This window comes from Mesorhizobium sp. B2-5-4, from assembly GCF_006441095.1.
GTDB lineage: Bacteria > Pseudomonadota > Alphaproteobacteria > Rhizobiales > Rhizobiaceae > Mesorhizobium > Mesorhizobium salmacidum.
In genome coordinates this window covers 55,759-78,843 of sequence record NZ_VFUR01000004.1, presented here as the reverse complement: position 1 = coordinate 78,843, position 23,085 = coordinate 55,759, and the positions used below count along the sequence as shown (strand labels likewise).

At 62.9% G+C, this 23,085-nt stretch carries 14 protein-coding genes and 1 tRNA gene; 6 read left to right on the top strand and 9 right to left on the bottom strand.

Annotated features, from left to right (window positions below):
- The first annotated feature begins 73 nt into the window (after positions 1 to 73).
- Positions 74 to 1,495: an MFS transporter gene (locus FJ492_RS06460; RefSeq protein WP_140769288.1), complete on the top strand. Its 1,422-nt coding sequence runs from the start codon at positions 74 to 76 to the stop codon at positions 1,493 to 1,495.
- Between the two features lie 44 nt (positions 1,496 to 1,539).
- Here the strand turns inward: FJ492_RS06460 and FJ492_RS06455 are convergent, their stop codons facing one another.
- Both FJ492_RS06455 and FJ492_RS06450 read right to left on the bottom strand, forming a co-directional pair.
- Positions 1,540 to 2,253 carry an RlmE family RNA methyltransferase gene (locus FJ492_RS06455; RefSeq protein ID WP_140714296.1) on the bottom strand — a complete coding sequence of 238 codons (714 nt, stop codon included), beginning with the start codon at positions 2,251 to 2,253 and terminating at the stop codon, positions 1,540 to 1,542.
- A 25-nt stretch (positions 2,254 to 2,278) separates the two neighbouring features.
- Positions 2,279 to 3,640 (bottom strand): Ppx/GppA phosphatase family protein, encoded by a 1,362-nt coding sequence (locus FJ492_RS06450; protein WP_140769085.1) that lies wholly within the window; start codon positions 3,638 to 3,640, stop codon positions 2,279 to 2,281.
- Between the two features lie 55 nt (positions 3,641 to 3,695).
- On the opposite strand from FJ492_RS06450, the gene FJ492_RS06445 reads away from it, so the two are divergent.
- The 3 genes from FJ492_RS06445 to FJ492_RS06435 all read left to right on the top strand — a co-directional run bounded on the left by FJ492_RS06445 (position 3,696) and on the right by FJ492_RS06435 (position 5,240).
- Positions 3,696 to 3,968: a hypothetical protein gene (locus FJ492_RS06445; protein ID WP_140769082.1), complete on the top strand. Its 273-nt coding sequence runs from the start codon at positions 3,696 to 3,698 to the stop codon at positions 3,966 to 3,968.
- A gap of 85 nt (positions 3,969 to 4,053) precedes the next feature.
- Positions 4,054 to 4,986, top strand: coding sequence for a lysylphosphatidylglycerol synthase domain-containing protein (locus tag FJ492_RS06440; protein ID WP_140769080.1), 933 nt, complete (start codon positions 4,054 to 4,056; stop codon positions 4,984 to 4,986).
- A 180-nt stretch (positions 4,987 to 5,166) separates the two neighbouring features.
- Positions 5,167 to 5,240: transfer RNA gene (locus tag FJ492_RS06435), tRNA-Gln, on the top strand.
- Between the two features lie 399 nt (positions 5,241 to 5,639).
- Here FJ492_RS06435 and FJ492_RS06430 read toward each other — a convergent pair.
- Positions 5,640 to 7,037, bottom strand: a complete 1,398-nt coding sequence (locus tag FJ492_RS06430; RefSeq protein WP_140769078.1) for a calcium-binding protein — start codon at positions 7,035 to 7,037, stop codon at positions 5,640 to 5,642.
- 508 nt (positions 7,038 to 7,545) lie between these two features.
- Here FJ492_RS06430 and FJ492_RS06425 point away from each other — a divergent pair.
- Positions 7,546 to 8,175, top strand: coding sequence for a hypothetical protein (locus FJ492_RS06425; RefSeq protein WP_140769076.1), 630 nt, complete (start codon positions 7,546 to 7,548; stop codon positions 8,173 to 8,175).
- A 39-nt stretch (positions 8,176 to 8,214) separates the two neighbouring features.
- Here FJ492_RS06425 and FJ492_RS06420 read toward each other — a convergent pair whose 3' ends face one another.
- The gene (locus tag FJ492_RS06420) at positions 8,215 to 8,607 is read right to left on the bottom strand and encodes a hypothetical protein (RefSeq protein ID WP_140769074.1); all 393 of its coding nucleotides are present in this window, start codon (positions 8,605 to 8,607) and stop codon (positions 8,215 to 8,217) included.
- Positions 8,608 to 8,676: 69 nt separating this feature from the next.
- Complete coding sequence (locus tag FJ492_RS06415) at positions 8,677 to 9,363, bottom strand: D-lyxose/D-mannose family sugar isomerase (protein ID WP_140714283.1); 687 nt, start codon at positions 9,361 to 9,363, stop codon at positions 8,677 to 8,679.
- A 186-nt stretch (positions 9,364 to 9,549) separates the two neighbouring features.
- Here FJ492_RS06415 and FJ492_RS06410 point away from each other — a divergent pair, with 186 nt between their 5' ends.
- Positions 9,550 to 10,608, top strand: a complete 1,059-nt coding sequence (locus tag FJ492_RS06410; protein ID WP_140769072.1) for a D-TA family PLP-dependent enzyme — start codon at positions 9,550 to 9,552, stop codon at positions 10,606 to 10,608.
- 4 nt (positions 10,609 to 10,612) lie between these two features.
- Here the strand turns inward: FJ492_RS06410 and FJ492_RS06405 are convergent, their stop codons facing one another.
- From FJ492_RS06405 to FJ492_RS06390, 4 genes are all read right to left on the bottom strand, one after another.
- On the bottom strand, positions 10,613 to 11,374 hold the full coding sequence (locus FJ492_RS06405; RefSeq protein WP_140714279.1) for a heme ABC transporter permease: 762 nt from the start codon (positions 11,372 to 11,374) through the stop codon (positions 10,613 to 10,615).
- A 102-nt stretch (positions 11,375 to 11,476) separates the two neighbouring features.
- Positions 11,477 to 13,249 (bottom strand): glucan ABC transporter ATP-binding protein/ permease, encoded by a 1,773-nt coding sequence (locus FJ492_RS06400; protein WP_140769070.1) that lies wholly within the window; start codon positions 13,247 to 13,249, stop codon positions 11,477 to 11,479.
- A gap of 371 nt (positions 13,250 to 13,620) precedes the next feature.
- Positions 13,621 to 22,209, bottom strand: a complete 8,589-nt coding sequence (locus tag FJ492_RS06395; RefSeq protein WP_140769068.1) for a glucoamylase family protein — start codon at positions 22,207 to 22,209, stop codon at positions 13,621 to 13,623.
- A 286-nt stretch (positions 22,210 to 22,495) separates the two neighbouring features.
- Positions 22,496 to 23,074, bottom strand: a complete 579-nt coding sequence (locus tag FJ492_RS06390; protein WP_140769066.1) for a HutD family protein — start codon at positions 23,072 to 23,074, stop codon at positions 22,496 to 22,498.
- Between the last annotated feature and the right edge of the window lie 11 nt (positions 23,075 to 23,085).

Genomic DNA, 23,085 nt, shown 5'->3' with positions numbered 1-23,085 from the left:
ATGTCCGGCCATGATAACCGCCCTGCGTGCCGGCGAGGTCGGCAACATCTGGAATCAAACCCGGACGCGTTCGTTGAACCGCACCATCCCGCTTATCCTTGCGGTCGCTCTTTTCATGGAAAACATGGATTCGACCGTCATCGCGACATCGCTGCCGGCGATCGCCATCGACATTCATACCAGCCCTATCGCGCTGAAACTGGCGCTGACAGCCTATCTGGTGTCGCTGGCGATCTTCATTCCGATCAGCGGCTGGATGGCCGATCGCTTCGGCGCCAAGAACATCTTTCGTGCCGCGATCGCGGTGTTCATTGCCGGTTCGGTCGCCTGTGCCCTCTCCGGTTCCCTGCCGGCCTTCGTTGTGTCTCGCTTCCTGCAAGGCATCGGCGGCGCCATGATGACCCCGGTCGGACGCCTGGTTCTGGTTCGTGCCACGCCCAAAAGCGAACTGGTCGCCGCCATGTCCTGGCTGACCGTTCCCGCACTGGTCGGGCCGCTGGTGGGCCCGCCGATCGGCGGCTTCATCACCACCTACTTCACCTGGCACTGGATTTTCCTGATCAACGTGCCGATCGGCCTGATCGGCATCTGGCTGGCCACCCGCTTCCTGCCGGAAACTGAATCGATGGAGACGCCGCCGCTCGATTTCGTCGGCTTCGTGCTGAGCGGACTGGCCGCATCCGGCGTCGTCTTCGGCCTGTCGGTGGTCAGCCTGCCTTATCTGCCGCCGGCGACCGGCTTCATCACGATCGCCGTGGGGCTGCTGTCGGGCGCGCTCTACCTGATGCATGCGCGCCGCGCCAGGAATCCGCTGCTCGCGCTTGAGTTGTTCCGCAACCAGGTGTTCCGCTCGTCGGTGCTCGGCGGCAGCCTGTTCCGCATCGGCATCGGCGCGGTGCCGTTCCTATTGCCGCTGATGTTCCAGATCGGCTTCGGGCTGACCCCGTTCCAGTCCGGCATGATCACCTTCGTCTCGGCGATCGGCGCCATCGGCATGAAATTCGTCACCGCGCTGATCTTCCGCGTTGTCGGCTTCCGCCGCGTGCTGATCCTGGGCTCGCTTGTCGCCGCCGCATCGATCGCCATCTATGGTCTCTTCACCCCAGAGACGCCCTATGCGTTGATGCTGGCCATATTGCTGGTCGGCGGCTTCATCCGCTCGATGTTCTTCACCGGTGTCAACGCACTCTCCTATGCCGAGGTGTCGGCCGAGGACACCAGCAAGGCGACACCGATCACGGCGGTGTTCCAGCAATTGTCAATCGCGCTCGGCGTGGCGCTCGCCGGCGGCGTTCTGGAAGTCTCGACCTCGATCCATGGCGGCCCGCTGACGCTGGGCGACTTCCATATCGCCTTCTTCCTCGTGGCGGCGGTATCGGCGGCGGCATCGCTGTCGTTCATGCGGCTGGCACCCGATGCCGGCAATGCCGTCTCCCGCCATGGCCCGCTGACAACGCCCAAGACGCTGGAACAGGTGAGATCGCCGGGAGAGTGAGGCTCTCTCCCTTCTCCCCTTGTGCAAGAGGAGAAGGGAAGGCGTTACTCCCTGCTCGGCTCTCGCCCCTTGAAGTCCTTGGCCAACAGATAAAGCTCCACCGACTCATCGCGCGATGCCGGTGGCTTGACGTGGTGGACGGAGCGGAAATTCTTCTTGAGCATGGAGAGCAGCTCGTTCTCGGCGCCACCCTGAAAGGTCTTGGCCAGGAAATGGCCGCCGGGCTTCAAGACCGACAGCGCGAAATCGGCCGCCACCTCGCACAGATGCATGGTGCGGATATGGTCGGTCCGCTTGTGGCCGGTGGTCGGTGCGGCCATGTCGGACAGCACGACATCCGGATCCCCGCCCAGCGCTTCGGAGAGCTTTTGCGGAGCCTGCGGATCGAGAAAATCCAGCAGCAGCACCGGCGCGCCAGGCACGGCGTCCATTTCGAGATAATCGATGCCGACGACATGCGGATGCTCGGCCGTCGATTTCGTGCGCGCGGCCGCGACCTGACACCAGCCGCCGGGGGCGGCACCGAGGTCGATCACCTTCATGCCGGGTTTCAAGAGGTTGTGCTTGTCGTCGATCTCGATCAGCTTGTAGGCCGCGCGCGAGCGATAGCCGTCGGCTTTGGAGCGCTGGACATAGGGATCGTTGATGTGGCGCTGCAGCCAGCGGCGCGACGATTCCTTCAGGCCACTTTTTTTCTTGATCCGCGTTTTCAACACGCGAATGCTGGCGGACCCTGGTTTTTCCGGTTTCTTGGTCATTGCCTGATTTCTTGTTTGAGCATGATCATGCCCTAGCACGTCCATCGTTGCGCCAGACGCCGTCATCGGCCATCAGCTCGCTCAATATGCCCTCGCGCAGGCCCCGGTCGGCGACGCGAAGCCGCTCCGAGGGCCAGACGGCGCGGATTGCCTCGAGGATAGCACAGCCGGCGAGCACGAGATCGGCGCGGTCAGCACCGATGCAGGGGTTGGCGCAGCGCTGCTGGAAATCCCAGCCGACCAGCCTCTCCACCATGCGGTCGACGCTGTCGCGGTCCATCCACAGGCCGTCGACCCGGCGGCGGTCGTAGCGTTCGAGGTCGAGATGGACGCCGGCCAGCGTCGTCACCGTCCCCGAAGTGCCCAACAGATGGAAATTCGGGCTGGCCTTGAGATGGCTCAACCGATCGCGGCCCTCGAAAGCGGCCAGCCTGCCGGCGACGTCGTCGACCATGGCGGTGAAGATCTCGCGCGTTACGGTGCGGCCGCCAAAGCGTTCCGCCAATGACACGACGCCGACCGGCAGCGATGTCCACGAAACGATATGGTTGGCGAGGCGTGGCGAACGGCGGCCGGTGAGATCGATCAGCGCTATCTCGGAGGAGCCGCCGCCGATGTCGAACAGGACGACGCCTTGCGTGTCGCGCTCGACCAGCGAACCGCAGCCGGAAACCGCAAGGCGGGCTTCGGTCTGACGGTCGATGATCTCGAGCTTCAGGCCGGCTTCGCGTTCTACACGATCGAGGAACTCGACGCCGTTTTCGGCGGTGCGGCAGGCTTCGGTGGCGATCAGCCTTGCCTTCCTGATCTTGCGGCCGCGCAGTTTGTCACCGCAGACCTTCAGCGCCTCAACCGCGCGGTCCATCGCCGGCTGGCCGAGCCGGCCATTGGCGGTGAGCCCCTCGCCCAGCCTGACGATGCGTGAGAAGGCATCGATGACGCGGAACTGGCCGTGACGCGTGGGGACGGCGACCAGCAGCCGACAATTGTTGGTGCCGAGGTCCAGCGCCGCAAAGACCGGAAGCTCGTGCACCGGCGGCCTGCGGTGTCCTTGCTCGGGGCGTGGGATTGGAACGACGGGCGAGATCGCCGCAGCGGCAACAGGCTTCAGCTCCACTGCCGCGACAGCGGCCTTGCCTTGTGCCGGCGATCGATTGTCCCCGGGGCGCGCATCGTCGCGCGCAAAAACCTTGCGCCCACGCCTTCGCTTGCGCCGTTTCTTGGGCTTGCCCTTCTGGCTGTGGGTCGCGTCGCCTGCCTGCCCGTTCACGGAGCGAGGCTCCGTCGGGCGTTGCTGCCAACCGGCTGTGCCCGGGCCTGACGATCCCGGGGAAGCGCTGGACGCGCCCACCTCCGGCGCGCCTGCGCCGGTGTCGCGGTCTTCCACTGTCGTTCCTTCCGGCGCCGCGCGAACCGGTGACGGACGCAGCAGGCGCTTTGGCATGTTTCAAGTTGCGGCCAGATTAACAGTGCTGTGGCCGATCACCAAGGGCCGCATGCTGAATTTTGCCGGCCGGGGCGCGAACCGCCTTTTTCGCTGCACCGCCGTAATGTACCCGCAAGGCTGGATTGATACCGCGGCGCCAGCGAAGACCGCGCCCGTCGAAGCCGATGCCCTCGCCGCTTGTCAGCGTTTTGCGCCCTGTCCAGTGCAGGCAGGTCTTGCCGGCATCAGGCGCGACAAGTGTTCGCGGTTGAATAGCCGGCTTCAATGAGGCATTTCTGAAATGAATGGGGAATGCGGGGCGGTTGGCCTCTCGACAGAAAGGAAGCGGATACACAACGCATGGCAGTCGGGCAATGAACTGGAAACGCTATTTCTGGCCGGTCGTCGGCATCGGCGCGGTGATCTTCTCGTTGCTGCTGCTCTGGCATGAATTGCGCGGCATCTCGCTGGATGACGTCTGGGACGGGCTGGCGGCCATTCCGGCTCGCGACTGGATACTGGCAGGCTTGAGTTCGGTCGTTGCCTATGCCGCGCTCGCCGGCTACGATCACATCGCGCTGCTGCATATCGGGAGACGAGTGTCGTGGCTGTTCGTCACGCTCTGCTCCTTCACCACCTATGCGCTGTCGCACAATATCGGCGGTTCGGTGTTTTCCGGCGCCGTCATCCGCTACCGCGCATACGGCACCAGGGGCCTGACCGGCCAGGAAGTCGGCGTGCTGGTGGCGGTCTGCTGGATAACCTTCGTGCTGTCGACGATACTCGCCTCGGGCCTTGTGCTGGTGTTCGAGCCGCAGATTATCGACCGATTCTCCGGCATCGCCCATCACGGCCTGTCGGAGGCCGCAGGCATCGCGATGCTGATCCTCGTCGCAGCCTATATATTCGGCAGTTGGCTGCATCTGCGCCCGTTGACGATCGGCAGCTTCCAATTGCACTATCCGGCGCTGCCGATCGTCGCACGGCAATTGCTGATCGGCCCGATCGAACTGATCGCCGCCGCGGCGATCATTTTCTTCGCCCTGCCCGGAGTGCACAATCCCGGCTATTTTGTCGTGCTGGGCGTCTTCCTCGTCTCCTTCTCGGTCGCCCAGATCTCGCATGCGCCGGGTGGCCTCGGCGTGTTCGAGGTGGTGTTTCTGGCCGGGCTTTCCGACATGGAACCGGTCGGCGTACTGGCGGCGCTGCTGGTGTTCCGGCTGTTTTATCTGATCATCCCGCTGTTTCTGGGCCTCGGCATCGTGCTGTTCTTCGAACGCTCGCAATTCAGCCGCAAGGAGAGCTGAGGCATCGGATCGGACTTTGCACCCGCATTGTGCGCGCCATATGAACTCGGCGCCTGATACCAGAGGCCGAAACGTTGCGATTGAACCGCAGAGCAGGCTTGACTATTTTCCGCTGGCGGCTACAAGGCAGCGCTCAAGCGGCTCAGCCGTTCGGCCCGCGCGGTCCATGACCGCGCCTGCTGGGGAATAGGTTAACGGTAGACCCACGGACTCTGACTCCGTTAGTCCTGGTTCGAATCCAGGTTCCCCAGCCACTTCTCTTTTTAACAACAAAATCAAGTAGTTAAGGCGCATTAGAGAACGCTAAGAGTTACATGCTGGTTGACTAATTTTGCTATGCTGATGCGGCCGCCGTTTCCGCAGTTCAATCAAACGGTTGCCTGAAGGCGGCACAGACTTCGCCTCGGTTCCATTCGCAGCACCTGATGTAGGAGCTTCTCGTTAGGAAGCTGCCGGACGAACAGTCGGCTGGCTTCGCGACCCAGTCCAGGAGCCAAACGCCGTCGTCCATGGATGATTCTTCACGTTGCCCATAAACGTCGGCCACATTGATCGTGACAGACGCACATGCGCCGGCCCTTGCAATCAGCGGTGCCATCACCAGTTCCGGGCCGATGGCGGCGACACCACTATCGGTGCGATCGCAGAAGTTATCAAACGACGAACACGTCGTGATAGGTCAGGGCCGCCCCGGGCTCCAGATGGGCGATTTCCACCTGCGGGGCCGATTTCGAGCCGTCGGGATCATAGGACAGAACGCCCGTGGTCCGGTCGTAGAGCAGGTAATCGTTGCTGTGGGCGGCGTGTTCTTGCAACTCGAAATACGACGAGTTCACCTGTGTCGGGCTGGACAAGGAACCGGGGCCGAGCTTGGTGAAGACAGCACTGTCGAGATAAAGCGCGTCATGTTCTGCGTCGAAGTCGGTGATCGTGTCGACATTGCCGGGGCCATAGGCCGTGTCAAACACGAAGGTGTCCTCGCCCTTGCCACCAGTCAGCACGTCGTTGCCACCGAGGCCCCGCAGTGTATCGTTGCCAGCCTGGGCATCAAAGGTATTGGCCGCGCCGGTGCCGACAAATGTATCGTTGCCGGTCGTTCCGTGGGTCGGGTCCGTCAGAGGTGGCGGTGTCGGGTCCGTCGGAGGTGGCGGTGTCGGGTCGGTCGGCGGGGGCGGAGGTGACGGTGTCGGGTCGGTCCCGTCATGGGCTGCATGCCAGGCCGCCTTGGCGTGGTCCCAATAGTCGCGGGCCGCCTGGCCTTGAAGGACCGTCCAGCCAGCGGGGGGCATTGGATAATTCGCCGGCAGCGGCGTGTCGGAGAGGTTGAGATAGTAATTGCCGTGCGACTCGACTGTCTTGTCCCAGGCCCGCTGCACCCGCTCCAAGCCGTTGTGGTGAACGTCGGTGATCGCCACAACGCAGTCGACAAAGTGCAAGCTGGGTACGATGTCGTTGGCGCCTGTGCCCTTGTCGAGTTTGAATGGCGAACCGTGGGTCATCACGCCCTTGCGAAGATACTCTCCCATGCCCAGAAGCATGCCATCCATGGTGACCGAGTTGCCAGACCCATTCACCTCACCGTCGCCAAGGCTCACTCCGGAAAACACGTGGTCGAACAAGGAATCCCGGATGGTGCCGCCGATGACGTCGTCGTCCTCGACCGCGTCGTCTCGTGAGTTGCCGACATAGCTATCCTCGATAAGAAAGGTGCCAGTGCCGCCGACACGGATGCCATCCCAGGGCTGGGTGATCGTAAAGTCGTCGATGACAAAGCTGTGGGCTGAATTCACACGGACTGCGGCGGAGTTGACGTAGATGTTCTCCCAGTCGCCGGTTTGGGAGACCGTGCCGTTGATCGTGCCGCCGAAAGCCGTGAGGTTGTCGCCGGGGTTGACGACCGCGAAGGGATAGAGGTTGGTGGGGCTTCCCTGATTGGCAACGATCCACGAGGCGTTGGTGGCATCGATTGTGGTGTCGGCGGGCAGGTTTGATGCCTTATATTGGCGGTAGCCATAGTCGCCGCTCAAGACAATGGTGTTCGTATTGGCCATGTTTGGCCACCTTTCACACCCCCGCCCTTTTTTCTGCCCAAACGCCTGAAGCCAGAAAGGCCTGCACCTACCAGAGCCCTGTTAACCATATCGTGCAAATCACAAAATGTAAAAATAATGGGCGTCCCTCGCAAAAAAAGCTGTCGCGCAGCGATTTCAGCGGGGCCCGACGTCCTATATGCCTATATGCCTATATGCTTGGCGCATTAGCACGGGAGAAAGGTGTGTCCCGAGAGCGTGACGCGCATATGTGGCGCGAAGCCGGGAAGCTTGCGGCGTCTGGCGACTATGAAGGATGGCTTGCCATTGAATGGGAGCTTCGTAGCAGAGGATTCTCACGCGCCAAGCTGCTGTTTGATAACGACCGGGTCCGCGAAAAATTGGATGACATCTGTAAGAAGGCACAGGAGCAACGCGCCCACGCCAACCGGACCTAAAGGCCAGAAGCGCGGCGATCTTGCCCTTCACCGATCGCATGTGGGCTGCCATTCCCGTATAAGGCCGCCTGATGGTCACTGACACGGAGTTCATCCGCGAAAGCATCAGCCAAGGCTGCGTGATGCTGGCCGATGGCGAGTTCTTCATCGACAGGTTGGTGAAGTATGTCGGCAATGGGAGGGTCCGGTGGCAGGTCGAATTTCGTGGACATCGAATCGAACTGACGACCGGCCAGCTCAAGAAGCAGCCTACGTTCCGAAGGAAGATGCTCGAACAGGCCGGCGTGCTGCCGTCTCAGCGTACCGGGGCCAATTACAGGCGATGGGCTATCGATCTGAGGAAGAACGCTATCGAGCTTCCTTGGCGCCATAGACCGGTCGATGCCGGATTCGCCGTCGACAGGCTTGTCAGCCATGGGAGCGTCCGGTGGATAGTTGAATACCAAGGTAAGGCAATCAAATTCACGACCACCAAACTGCGCAGGCAAACCAGTTTCCGCAAGAGGATGCTGCTCAAGGCCAAGGTGCTGCCGCCCCAACTTGACCCGGTTGCCTATCGGAAGTGGGTGGACTGGCTGATTCAAAACGCCACGGAGGCGGCACCGCAGACCAGCGATGCCTTGATGACCGAGAAAAGTTGGCTTGACGACCTGCCGGAGCTAGCCGGCTGGCAAAAAGAAGCGCCACCCGAAAGCGACTAACAGGGCGCCGGCCGACCTTCCCAGGCGGTTAATTTCCGATCATGGAATGCTGAAGGGCACCGATTCCGCAACCGTTCCATCAATGGCCAAATCAACACGATAGGTGCCCTCCGGCCATCCCGCCGTAGGTTTGGTGAGTTGTGAATCAGCCTCGTTGTTCGCTCCGACGTCGAGGTCGACCTTGTCGATAGTATAGTTTTCCGGTGCGGCGCCGTGGGAATCGACCGAGACCCAGGAGAATGTGATTTTCGATGTGGGCGCGATATCCACCAAATCGGCCGACACATAAATCACCGGTGTGTCGACAGGGAAGCTGCTCTGAGGCGTTCCCCCGTCCTTCGTCGCGGAAAGGACAATGTCATCAAAGCCGGCCGCATGGGCCGGCAAGCTGAGGGCCGCCAAGGCGGCAACGGCAACTAGAACTGATTTCAAGACTTACTCCTCGGACTTGGTTACTGGCCCGCAAATCTGGGGGCGAATTGGCGCTAAGGGCGGATGCCTTCAGCCCAGCCATTTGTCATAGTCGGCCACCAGCAAGTGCAGTGGCTGCGTGTCTTCCTCGACATCGGCGAAACGGCCGATCGGCTCGCGGAAGACATTGTCGGTGCGATCGTCATTGACGGTCGATACCTCGCCGATCAGGACATCCTTGCCTTCGGCCCAGAAGGCGTGCCAGACGCCGGGCAAAAGCGTGACGCTCTGGCCCGGATCGAGCTTCAACAGCCCGCCCGCCGGCAACCTGTGGATGGTTCCGTCGACCGGCACCGACACCTCGGCCTTGGGGTCGATACCGCCATCGCGGTCATGCATGAACAGTTCAAGCACCAGCTTGCCGCCGCCGCGGTTGATGATGTCCTCGGCCTTGATGTTGTGGCGGTGCATCGGCGACATCTGCTCCTTGCGCGAGATCATGATCTTCTCGGCATAGAGCATGCCCATGCCCTTCTTCATGTCCTCGTAGCGACCGTTGCGAACGGTGAACAGGAACAGGCCGAGATCGTCGAACTTGCCCTGGCCGTAGTCGGTGATGTCCCAGCCGAGCCGTGAGGTGAAGATGGCCGAGGAATCGACCTGACGCGCCTTCATCTCTTCCGGCGACCAGTAGGCGAAGGGCGGCATGATGTAGCCGAACGAGCGGATGAAAGCGTCGGCTTCGCGGATGATATCGTTGATTGCGGAGCGTTTCATGATCATGACCCCTGGTCTCGGTTTTTCCGATAGATCGCATAGCCGAACGCCGGTGCGGTGTCGATCCATTCTGCTTATTCGAGCCTTGCGCGTTCCCGACCATGGCCCACCGATCGGGTTCGCCTGCGGCGTGACATCGCTTGCTTTCAGGCTCATAAACCCTGCGAATTTTCACAGAGATAGCCGATGCCGACCATCCATGACCTCGATACGCCGTCGATCCTCATCGACGCCGCACGCGCCGAAGCCAACATCGCCAGAGCGCAAGCCCATGCCGACAAGAACGGACTGAAGCTCAGGCCGCACATCAAGACGCACAAGCTGCCTTATTGGGCGAAGAAACAGGTGGCGGCTGGCGCCGTAGGCATTACTTGCCAGAAGATCGGCGAGGCCGAGGTGATGGCCGATGCCGGGCTGACGGATATCTTTCTCCCCTACAACATCCTTGGGCGCGCCAAGCTCGAACGGCTGAAGGCGCTGCATGGTCGCGTGAAGCTGTCGGTGACGGCCGACAGCGCGCAGACGCTGGAAGGGCTCGCCGCCACCTTCATCGATGCCGGGCACCCGCTATCGGTATTGGTCGAATGCGACACCGGCATGGGACGCTGCGGCGTGCAGACTGCCAATGAAGCGGTTGCGCTGGCGAGGTTGATGGACAAGGCCGGCGGCCTTGCCTTCGGCGGACTGATGACCTATCCGGCCGCCGGCCGGGCCATGGAGGCCGAAGCCTGGCTTGCCGACGCCAAACAGGCGCTGGCCGCCTCGGGTCTCGCTTGCGAGCGCATCTCCAGCGGCGGCACGCCTGACATGTGGCGTTCCGCCGATGGCTCCGTCGTTACCGAATACCGGCCCGGCACCTATATCTATCTCGACCGTTACCAGGTCGCCAAAGGCGTCGGCGGCCTAGACGATTGCGCGCTGACGGTGCTGGCAACCGTGGTCAGCCATCCGACAGCGTCACGCGCCATTCTCGATGCCGGCAGCAAGGCCTTGTCCAGCGACACGCTGGGGCTAAAGGATTTCGGAGAGTTGATGGGCGTGCCGGGAGCGCTGGTGACGGGCCTGAGCGAGGAGCACGGTACGGTCACGCTGTCGGGCGATGGCAAGCTGCGCATTGGCAAACGCGTGCGTGTGGTGCCGGACCATTGCTGCGTCGTCACCAACCTGTTCAACGAGGTCAATCTGATCGACGGTGAGAAGGTGCTGGGAACGCTGCCGGTGGCGGCACGCGGACTTATGGGGTGAATTTCTAGGCCGGACGCTCCGCCTGCCGCGCCGCCACCCGCCGCATGGCAATGACGCGGCGGCGCCGGATTTCGGTGCGCATGGCCATCAGATGCAGCGTGAAGAAGAGCGCGGTGAAGCCGACGGCCATCACCAGCAGCGGCCAGAGCAGGCTGGGATCGATGGTCGGGCCGCCGAGCCTGAACACGGAAGCCGGCTGGTGCAGCGTGTTCCACCAGTCGACCGAGAATTTGATGATCGGGATGTTGATGAAGCCGACCAGCGTGATGATGGCGGCGGCCCAGGCGGCGCGGCTGGCATCATCCAGCGCACGGGTCAGCGCGATGATACCAAGATACATCAGGAACAGCACGAACACCGAGGTCAGCCTTGCGTCCCAGACCCACCAGGTGCCCCACATCGGCTTGCCCCAGATCGAACCCGTGATCAGCGCCAGCGCGGTGAAGACCGCACCGATGGGGGCCGCTGATTTGAGCGCGACATCGGCTAGCGGATGGCGCCAGACCAGCGTGCCGAGGGCAGACAGCGCCATCAGCGTGTAGCACATCATGGCGAGCCAGGCGAAAGGCACATGGATGTACATGATGCGAACGGTGATGCCTTGCTGGAAATCCTCGGGCGCGGTGAAGCTCATATAGAGGCCGACGGCGAGGACGAGCGCGGCGAGCGCCGCCAACCACGGTACAAGCTTGTCGGCCATCCCGACGAACCGCGTCGGATTGGCAAGATCGGCCCAGCCGCTCAGGCGTGAGGTGGTGTCACTCATGCGACTTTACATAGACCGCCGATGCGTTTGGGGCAATCGAGCGGTGGTGTCGCAGGCGTAGAAGCGTCTTCCTTCCCTCTTGTGGGGGAAGGAAAAACCGGCTCAAGCGGCCTCACCCTGTACGGAGCGGCTCAGGCGGCGGACTTCCTCGTCATTGAGCAGGCCGCCGGCGCGCAGCAGGCTGGCGAAGCGGCCGTTGCGCAGCGACAGTTCGGCGAAGCCACCCATCTCCACCACCTTGCCCTTGTCCATGAACACGACCAGATCGGCGTCGCGGACGGTGGTCAGGCGGTGGGCGATGATGAAGGTGGTGCGGTCGCGGCGCAATTCGTCGATCGCTTCCTTGACGCGATCCTCGGTCTCGACGTCGAGTGCGCTGGTCGCCTCGTCGAGCACCAGGATCGGAGCATCCTTCAGCACGGCACGGGCGATGGCGATGCGCTGGCGCTCGCCGCCAGACAACTGGCCGCCACGTTCGCCGACCACCGTGTCGTAGCCGTTGCTCTTGGCCAGGATGAAATCCTGCGCCGCGGCCGCGGTGGCGGCGGCATGGATTTCTTCGTTGGTCGCGTCGGCACGGCCGACCCGGATATTGTCCTCGATCGAGCGGTTGAGAAGCCCGGCATCCTGGAACACGGTGGCGATCGAATGGCGCAGCGACTTGCGGGTCACCGTGCGGGTATCGATGCCGTCGATCAGGATACGGCCACTGGACGGCGAGAAGACGCGCTGCAGCAAATTGATGAGCGTGGTCTTGCCCGCACCTGTCGGCCCGACAATGGCGACGGTCTGGCCCGCCTGCACCTCGAAGGACACATCGCTGACGCCCTGCCCCGAATTGGCGAACTCGAAGCTGACATCCTCGAAACGGACATGGCCGGTGACGTTGGCAAGGTCGCGCAGGCCGTCCGGCTCGGCGGTATCGGCGGCCGAGTCCTCGAGCTTATAGAAATCCTCAAGCTTCGCGCGGGCTTCCGAAATCTGAGTGGTGAAGGCCGACATCTGGTCGAGACGGGCGATCAGCATTCCGGCAAAGCCGGTGAAGGCCACGACGTCGCCGACGCGGAGCTGGCCACGGGTGACGAGATACGCGCCGATCGACAGCACGATCATCATCGAAATGGTCGAGGACAGGCGGTTCAGCGCATTGGCAATCGCCCACCAGTCGAGCACAGGGTTCTGCGCGTCGAGCAGGCCCTTGACGTAACGCTTCAACGCCGCGGTCTCGTGGCCGATGCGGTTGTAGCTCTGCAGCACGGCGACATTGCTGACGCTGTCGGTCACATGGGCAAACACGGTATGATAGTGACGCTCAACGGCGGTCTGCCCTGCCTTGGTGCGGCGCATGACGATACGGCCGATGCCCACGTAAAGGACGCCAAGGCCAAGCAGCACAATGGACATGCGGACGTCCATCGCAAGCGCGGTCGGCACCAGCAGCACCAGCGCGATGGCCGTCGAAAGATGCACGCGCATGAATTCGAGCCACAAGCTGAAAAGGGTTTCAACGGCGCGCAGCAGCGTGTGCAGCGAATTGGAGGTGCCGCGCTGGTGATGCCAGGCGAGCGGCATGGTGATTACGCGCTCGAAGGACTGGCACAACACTTCCGAACGACGGGCATGGGCGAAACGATCGGCGCCACGCGCCACCAGCACGAAGGCCATGACATTGAAGAGACCGAGAGCTGCCCAAACCGCAAGCGTCGAAAACACCGGACCTTTTTCGGAAATAGCGCCGATCACCCGGCCTAAAAGGATCGGCTCAAGGATCGCGATGGCTGCAAGCGCGACGTTGGCCGCACAGATCAGCGCGACGCGCTTCTTGTCGGCAGCCAGATATCCCAGCGCTCTCCAATAGATCTGCAGAAGTGACACTTTAGCTACTCCGCCAACTTTCTATTGTGCCCAACACCAATATTGTGCACTGCACCATTTCGTAACACCTAACGGTTGATGCGTCGCAAAACAATGCCCGTCTATCGCTTCCGTTCCCGTTTAGCGAACAAAAGATGACGACGATACGAAATCTGACGTGATCACCTAACGGTTTGAGATAAAAGGTGAAATGTCAGCCTTGCGGCAAAATCGTGGCAGCAGCGGAGCACTGCCACATTTTTAATCAACGCGAGCTTGCACGGTCGGTTTCGCGCGTCTTTGGCGGACGCCCCACAGATCGCGCGCAAGTAAACAGGGCGCGGCGGCGCGCGTCCGGAGGACGCGCGCGCTTCTGACATAAACTGCTGATTTTACGCTGGTATCTTGACCACGACCTCGGTCTGGCCGCCGGCCTTGGGTTCAAAGGACGCCGCTTTTGTCTTCGATCCGTTGACTTCGAGCGAGATCGTCTTGGCCTTTTTGTCGCGAACGACCTGGACCTTGATGTCGGCGCCCAGCATCTTAAGCGAAGCCTGGTAGCCATCCCAGTGGCTGGGCAGCTTCGGCCGGAATGTGATCTGCTTGCCGCGCCGTTCGATGCCCAGGATGCCTTCGACCGCCGCCCGGTAGAGCCAGCCCGCCGAGCCGGTGTACCAAGTCCAGCCGCCGCGCCCACCCTTGTCGTCCCCGGCATAGATATCGGCCGCCACTACATAGGGTTCGACGCGGTAGTGCTCGGTCGACGCCTCGTCGAACGCGTGGTTGACCGGGTTCAGCATCGAGAAGCAGCGATAGGCTTCATCGGTCTGCCCCATCTCGGCGAGCGCAATGACGAACCAGGTGGCGGCATGGGTGTATTGGCCGCCATTCTCGCGCACGCCAGGCGGATAGCTCTTGATGTAGCCGGGATCCTTCTGCGTCTTCGAGAAGGGTGGAGTGAACAGTTTGACGATCTTGAGATGATCGTCGACGAGCAGCTTCGTCGCCTGCTGCATCGCGGTGGTCGACCGCGCCGGGTCGCCCTCGCCCGAAAGCACGCTCCAGGACTGGGCGATGGAGTCGATCTTGCACTCTTGCGATGTACGCGACCCCAAAGGCGTGCCGTCATCGAAACTGCCGCGCCGGTACCATTCGCCATCCCATGCCGTGCTTTCGAGCGCTCGCTTCAGCGCGTCGGCATGTTTTGTCCAGGCCTGTGCGCGCTTGGTGTCGCCCTCGGTCCTGGCGACCGCGGCGAAGTCGCCCAGCGTCTTCAGCAGGAACCAGCCCAGCCACACGCTCTCGCCTTTGCCGTGCTCGCCGACACGGTTCATGCCGTCGTTCCAGTCGCCGCCGAGAATCAACGGCAGGCCGGCTGGACTGCTGCGCTTGATGGCGAGGTCGAGCGCACGCGCGCAGTGGTCGTACAGGGACACCGTCTTCTTCGAGATTTCCGGGGTGAAAAAGGCGTCGTGCTCGCCCTCGCCCAGCACCTGTCCGTCGAGGAAAGGCAGTTGCTCCTTCAGGATAGTGGCGTCGCCGGTCACCAAGAGATAGCGGGCCGTGGCGTGGGCGAGCCACACCACGTCGTCGGAGATCAGGGTACGCACGCCGGCGCCGGTGCGCGGCAACCACCAATGCTGCACGTCGCCTTCCGGGAACTGCCGCCGCGCGGCATTGAGGATTTGGTCGCGCGCCAGCGTGGGATCATGCGCCAGCAAGGCGAGTGTGTCCTGCAACTGGTCGCGGAAGCCGAAGGCGCCGCTTGCCTGATAGAAAGCCGAGCGGGCGCGGATGCGGCAGGCAAGGCTCTGATAAGGCAGCCAGTGATTGACCATGGCATCGAGCGCCTTGTCGGGCGTCTCGACCTGGATGGTGTCGAGGAAGGCGCGCCATTCGCGCTCATTGTCGGCCAGGCGCTGGTCGAAATCCTTGCCCCGGTGCTTCTGCACCAGCGCGCTCGCCTGCGCCGAAGACTCGGCATCGCCAAGCAGCCAGATGAGCGTGACGTCGCCGCCAGCCTGAATCTCGATGTCGCGGGCGATCGCCGCGCAAGGATCATCTCCGGCCTCGACGCGGCCTGACAGGGCCGCGCCGCTCAGCACCGCCTGCGGCAACTCGCTGGACCCGTGCCGGCCGAGGAACTCGGCCCGGTCTGATGTCACCGAGTGGACGCCGGTGTCGGCGGCGAGGAAGGCCACCCGCTCGCTGAAATCGAGCCCGTAGGGATTTTGCGCCAGCAGCGCGCCGGTGGCACCGTCGCGGGACGGCACTATAGTTGCCGCGGTGCGCGACCGATGCCCGCCAAGCACCCATTCGGCATAGGCGTAAACGCGCAGCCGGGCCGGTACCGGGCCGGAATTCTGGATGCGCAGCCGCGTGATCTTCACCGGATCGATGGGATCGACGACGTGGGTCAGGTCCATCGACAACGATCCGCGCTTCGAGCGGAAGGTCGAGAAGCCCTGGCCATGCCACGCTTCGTAGGTCATCGAGGGATCGCGCACCACCGCGGCGATCGGCGAGAACGCCTTGCCGCTGGTCTGGTCGTAAATATAGACGCCCTCGCCCGGCCGGTTGGACACCGGGTCGTTCGACCATGGCGTCAACTGGTAATCGCGACTGTTGCGGCTCCAGGTGAAGGCAGCACCTTCGGCCGAGGTGTGGAAGCCGAACGAGGCGTTGGAGACGACGTTGATCCAGGGTTGCGGCGTGGTGCGCCCGCCAGTCAGGCGCACCACATAATGCCGCCCGTCGCCGTCGAAGCCGCCAAAACCGTTCCACTGGCTGAGGCCGGAGCCATCAGCACTGACATCGGCCCCCGCCTGCGAGGCAAATGCATGCATCTGCGGTGCGGGCGCCGGAATTTCGCGCGGGCCTGGCAACCCTGCCGGCTGCTGGCCATCGCGTGCCTGCAGTGCGGCCGCTTCGGCCCGTTCGATCTGGTCGAAGATGGTGCCGTTGCGCGTATGCAGCACAACTCGGGCGACGGCGAGCAGCGTCTTATAGGTGGTTTCCTCCATCAGGTCGCGGCGCACCGCGAAAATGTGCTGGCGGGGTCCGAGTTCCTTGCCGCGCAAGCGGCTGTTTTCGCAAAGCGTTTCGACCGCGCGCTGCAGATCCTGGACATAGGAGGAAGCCTGCTCGTTGACGACGACGAAGTCGATCATCATGCCGCGGGTGCGCATATATTCCTGGAAGCGCAACGCCTGGGCAACGATCTCCAGATCGGCAACGTCGCCGATCCTGACCAGGAAGATCGGGTAATCGCCCGAAATGCTTGTCGGCCACAGGCTCGACTGCTTGCCCAATCCGGAAGCAACGGACTCGGCCGGCAGCCGCAGGAACGGGTCGGGATAGATCAGATAGCGCGCCAGTTTCTGCACATTGGCCGCATCGGTCAGGCTGAGGCCCATATGGCGGGTCTGCACCTGGCTGCGCGTCCAGGCAAGCATGGCCTGGCGAGCAAAGCTCTCCTGATGGTCGAGCCGGCTTATGGCCTCATCCAGCTCGGCGCGGTTGGCCCCGACGACTGTCCAGAAGGTCAGCGATACCTTCTTGTTGGCGGGCACGCGCACCTGACGGCGCAGCGAGGCGATGGGATCGAGCGTGAAGCCGGAATGGCCACCCAGCCTGGCGCCTGGATCGAAAGCGGCGGCATCGACGATGGTGCGGCCACGGCCGATGAAGGCGCGCCTGTCGGTCTCGGCTTCGGCATCACGCGCCGGTCCCGACGGATCGGTGACGAAATGCACCAGGGTGACATCGGGCTCGCTGGTTTCGCGCTTGCGGCGCGTGGCGAAGATCGCGCCATTGTTGGCGGCGATCTCGGTTTCCACGAACATCTTCGAGAAAGCCGGATGCGCGTTGTCGGAGGCCTCCGAGCCCAGCACCAGCTCGGCAAAGGACGTCACTTCGATGTGACGGTCTGACGTGCTCTCATTGTAGAGCGTGATCCGGCGGCCCTCGCCATTGCCCTCGGAAACAACGATGCATTCCACCTCGGAGCGCAGCGTGCCGGCGGTTTTGACAAAGCTCGCCTTGTCGTCGGAAAACAAGGTTTGCGTCTTTTCCTCGGCGGCGCGTCTGGGCTCCGATGTCGCCGACCACCAGTCGCCGGTGGCAGCGTCGCGCAGGAAGATGTAGGAGCCAAGCCGGTCCTCGACGGGGTCGGGCTGCCAGCGGGTGACGGAAAGATCGCCCCAGCGGCTGTAGCCGGAGCCGGTCGCGGTCACCATCACCGAATAGCGGCCGTTGGACATCACATTGGTCGAACGCAGCGCCCGCACGGGATCGAGCACGATGCGGGTATCGGGGCTCTCGGTTTCGGTCTCGTCCTTGGAGCGCTCGTCGGCCTCGGTGCGGACGGTGGCGGTCGGAATATCGCGCGGCGCCCTCTCCTGCAGCAGCAGTTCGGCCGATTCAATGACCGGATCGCTGTGGAAGCGATCGCGCAGGCGACCTTCGAAGATGGCGTCGGCGACGGCGGCGATCGACATGCCCGAATGGTGGGCATAGTAGTTCAGCACGACCGCTTGGTTGGTGCCTTCCGGCACGCGCTGCGGCGTGAAGTCGACCGCATCATAATAGCCATGACGGCCAAGCGCGCCGATCTCGCGCAGCCGGGCCAGATTCTGCACCGCTTCGCGCGGGTTGAACTGCGCCGCCATGATAGTCGCGTAAGGCGCAATTACCGTGTTCTGGCCAAGGCCGCGCTTGAGCCCAAGCCCCGGCACGCCGAAATTGGTGTACTGATAGGTCAGTTCGCGGTCGCGGGCGTTGTAGGCCGCTTCCGAGATGCCCCACGGCACGTTCTTCTGGCGGCCGTACTGCATCTGGCGCTTGATGATCAGCTTGCTGGTCTGGTTGAGGATGGAGCCTTGCGGCTCCTTCATCACCAGCGGCGGCATCAGGTACTCGAACATCGAGCCGGACCACGACATCAGCGCGCCCTGGAAGCCGATCTCGACGATGGGGCGGCCGAGCCTGAACCAGTGTTCGGTTGGCAGATCGCCCTTGGCGATGGCAAACAGGCTGGTCAGCCGCGCCTCGGAAGCCAGAAGATCGTAGCAGCTTTCGTCGAGCTGATGTTCCTCGACCCGGTAGCCGATCGACAAAAGCTTGCGCTCCGGCCGCATCAGGAAGGCGAATTCCATCTCGAAGGCGAAACGACGGGTGCGCTCGCGCAAGGTGAGCAGCTTGGCACGCAGAGCCTCGACAGCGTTTTCGTCGCTGTGGGCGTCGTGGACGTGCGCCTCGCAGGTGGCTTCGAGCCTTGCCGCCCAGTCGACGATGACGTCACTCTGCGGCGATGCGGCCTCGGTGTGAATGGCGGTGGCGAGCTTGCGGATTTCGCCGGCCAGCACCGCCAGGTTGATGGTGCGGATCGACGCCATTTCCGGCTGGGCCTTGATCGTGTCGACGGCGCGCCGCATGCCGTCGAGGCGATCGACAAGCCGTTGGCGCAACGGGCGCAACTGACGGCGGTCGTCGGGCAGTTCATCGAGGCTTTCGCTCAGGATGGTCACCGTGTCGAGAATGCCTTCGAAATCGCCCTGCAGGTGGACGGAAGGCGCTTCCGCCCATTCGGCGCAGGCCGCCGCCACCGCCACCAGGTGACCGGCGAGATTGCCGCTGTCGACAGCCGAGATATAGAGCGGATAGAGCGGCTTGAGCGTCGTGGTGTCGTACCAGTTGAAGAGATGGCCGCGGCTGCGCGGCATGCTCTCGATGGTCGTCATGGTTGCATCGATGCGGGTGATGGCATCGGAAAGGCTGATCCAGCCGAAATCGCGCGCCGAAACGACCGAGAGCAGGTAGACGCCGATATTGGTCGGCGAGGTGCGCGGCGCCACGACGGGCGCCGGGCTCTCCTGGAAATTATCCGGCGGCAGATTGTGATGTTCTGCCGTGACGAAGGTTTCGAAATAATGCCAGGTGCGCCGCGCCACGGTGCGCAGCGTATGGATGTCGGCTTGCGATATGCGCAGCCGGTCCTCGGTTTCGGCGGAGCGGCTGATCCAGCTGGCGATCGCTGGCGAACCGATCCAGAACAAGGCAAAGAAGAAGGCGACGAAGGCACCGGTGGAATCGGCCAGCACCGGAATGGCGAGGCCGACAAAGCCGATGATCACGGCGCCATACATCATGCCGTAATAGGAGCCGACATCGTTGTCGCCCGCCTTGTGCGCCTGCGAGGCGGTGCGCCACTCCAGGAGGTTCTGCCGGCTGACGAACAGCCGGTAGAGCGTGCGCACAATGGCATCGCCCATCATCCAGGCGTTATGTGCCATCAGCACGATCTTCAGCGCCACCATGGCGGTGCCGAAGGCGACGTCGCGCGCCAGCGCCGAGAAATGGCCGCGCGGCGTCTGGTCGCCGCTCTTGGGCAGGATGGCGTTGACCACGTCGAAGGTCGGCGCCATGAACAGGCTGAGGATCAGCAAGGCCTGCCACTGCGCGGCCTGCGTGAACGGCAGCAAGGTCCAGCCGGCGATCGCCGCCATCACCCAAAAGATCGGCGTCAGCGAGCGGCGCAGATTGTCGACCATCTTCCAGCGCGACAAGGCCGGAACGCCGGAACGAGGGTTAAAGATGTAGCCCAAAAGCTGCCAGTCGCCGCGCGCCCAGCGATGGTGGCGCGAGGCATCGACCGAGTAGCGGGTCGGGTAATCCTCGACCAGTTCGACGTCGGTGACCAGTGCGGCGCGCGCCAGGGCGCCTTCGAGCAGATCGTGGCTGAGGATGGTGTTTTCCTCGATGCGGCCCTGCAAGGCGGCCTCGAAGGCATCGACATGATAGAGGCCTTTGCCGGTGAAGGATCCGTCACTGAAGACGTCCTGATAGAGGTCCGAAACAGCGAAGACATAGGGATCAAGGCCGCGATTGGCCGAGAAGACGCGCTGGAAGAACGAGGCTTCGTCGCCGCTGGTGAGTGAAGCGGTGATGCGCGGCTGCAGGATGGTGTAACCGGCGGTCACGACGCGCCTCGTGGCGTCGAAATGCGGACGGTTGAGCGGATGGCAAAGCTTGCCGACCAGGCTCGATACCGCATCGCGGGTGGTGCGGGTATCAGCGTCGAGCGTCATCACATGGACGACCTTTTCCGGCAGCGGGACTTCGAGCGGCAGGAAGGTGGTATCGCTGTCGCCGCGCAGCAAGAGGTCGAGTTCGTGCAGCTTGCCGCGCTTGCGTTCCCAGCCCATCCAGCACCCTTGACCGGCATTGTAGAGCCGGCGGCGGTGCAGGATATAAAAGCGCGGCGCGCCGTCGGAGGGATAGCGCGCGTTGAGACGGGCGATTTCGGCGCGGGCGAAGTCGAGGATCTCGGTATCCGCCGCATCGATCTCGATCTTGCTGTCGGGCCAATCCGAAAGCAGCGCGAAATGGATCTCGTCCGCCAGATTGGCGAGGTAATGCACTTCGATGTTGCGGATGTTTTCCTCGACATCGTCACGCGAGCCGATCAGCGACGGCACGACCACCAGAGTACGCGCCTCGGGCGGCACACCGTGCCTGTAGTCGTAACCGATAAGGCGTGTCGGCTTAAGGAACAGCGAGACCACGGTGTTGAAGAAAGCGAGCGCGCCTTCGCTGGCCGGCACGGCAAACAGAGCCAGCATCAGCACGATCGACGGCACCGACAGGCCGAGATTGGAAAGGGCGTTGCCGGACAGGACAAGCAGCAGGACGGTCAGCGCGAAGACGGGCAGGACGATGCCCAGCCAGCCGGTCTTGGCGAAGGTCCGCTTGACCGTCTGGCTGATCGTGGGCCGGTAACCGATCGCCTTTTCCAGTTCCAGCCGGCGCGGGCCAACGACGTAAAAACCGACATCGGTATGAGCGGATGCGACCTGGGCGTCCACTCCTTCACCGCTCTCCGGGACGGTTTCACCGACGGCGTGGCCGGCCAGTTCAATGGCTTTTTCGGCGACACGGTACTCCGAAAGGTTCGAGCGGCGAGCCAGTTCCTCGATCGCGGTGCGGTATTGATCGCGCGAGAAGAAGTCGAGCGCGGCAAAATCGGTGCGCTCGCGCAGCACGGTATCGATGCGGCTGACGCCTTCGAACCACACCGTCCAGTCGACGTCGTTGATGAGGCGCAGGCCGCGGACGATATTGCCGGTGGTCACATTGCCGCTGGACAGCGTCTGGTGCTCGGAAATGATGATTTCCTCGGCATCCGAGCCGGTCTTCTCGAGTTCGCCTTCCAGCCACTCCAGCGCCTTGCCGGCGTTCTGCGATCCGTCACGCAAGCGATAGAGAAGCTGAGTGGCAAAGGTGGTGTCCTGCGCATGCGCGCTGAAATTGGCTAGGATCGTCTGCCGATCCGGATTGTCGTCGGTCGCCAGCACCTTGTCGGCCACGTCATTGGCGATCTGGCGCATCTGGCGGGTGCGGTTGACCCTGACCGCCAGGCGACGGAGGTTCTCGATCAGCACGAAACGCAGAAGGGACGGCAGTGCCCAGAGTTCACCAATCTTCAACGGTTCGACCGACTGAAAGCCCTGGACGATAGACTTGAACATGGTCGCCGAGACGGAACTGTCGGAATGCGCGACATAAGTCCAGGCCAGCGCCAATGCGCGCGGCACGGTACCGCCATCGGGCAGTTTCAGGGTCGGCAATTGCCGGTAAAAGCGGCGCGGCAGGTCGCGTTTGACCTGGAAAATGGTTTCCTCGATCAGATAGTTGTTGTCGAGCAGCCACTGCGCGGCCGGCGTGATGGTTTCGCCCCTCGCCTGCGCGGCATTGGTAGACCGGTAGACTTCGAGGATCTTCTTGGCGCTGTCACGGATACGGGCTTGAAAGTCGAACGGTATCAGGCCGAACAGATCCGTCAGATCGCCCTTGGCCAGGCTTTCGCCGAGCAGCCGGAGCCGTTCCTCCGGCAGGAATGTGGATCTTATCGGCTCTTCCGTGATGACTGGGAAGCTCGCGCTTGTCTTCTCGATCTGGGCTAGGTTCGTCTGAATATTCATTGAAAATTCCGTAAGCGGGCACTCAGCGGCGTCACCGCCACGGCAATGGCCCTAAAACCGGTTCGAATGCAATCGGTTGCATCAACCCTAAGCCGAAAGTTTACTTCCGCACCACGACGGAGCGTCATCTTTCGACCAATCCAAAGACGAGCGCCTCTTGCTCCCGTCGGGATCGATCGACGGAGAGGATTTGGGCTTTTTCGTGATGCCAGTGCCAGCTTACGCTATATTTCGCCAGCGTCGCGATCATGTTTGGAAACAGGCGGTAACCGTTGGGCGAAGCGCGTCAGGCGGCAGCGATTATCCGGATCACGAAAAGGGTCGCATCCGGCGCGGGCTGAACCCGCAAGACAGAGGCGTCCGGCCCGAGCAGCAGGGTGTCGAGCGGTCCGAGACGAACGGGCGCGGCGCCGGGGAAAATGGCATCGCCTCCGTGACAAAGGATGAGGGTGGGACCGGCCTCGGCCGGGATTTCCGCAGGCGTCGAAATCGCCAGACGCTCGACCGAATGCAACATGCGGCCGCGACGGGTCATAACGTTGAGATCGGTGATCGGGCCGGCGATCAGCGCGGCACTCGTCGGCTGGTCGGCTGGAAAGGAAAATGGCTGGGAAGCCGCTGTCACCCGCTCCGGCGGACGGCCCGCGACATCAAGCACGATCCCCTCGCCTTCCAGCACCGACAGCGTGCGGTCGATGCCGGCAAAATTGGAGAATGGCCCGCTGCGTTCGACCCGGGCCATCGAGACGCGCCAGTCGAAATCGTCGAGCCCGGCACCATCGGGCGAGACGGCGATCTCGGTCGTCGTACCGCCGCCGTTCTTCCACGGCATGACGCGGTAATCGGTGGCACGAAGGACACGCATCACGTCAGCCG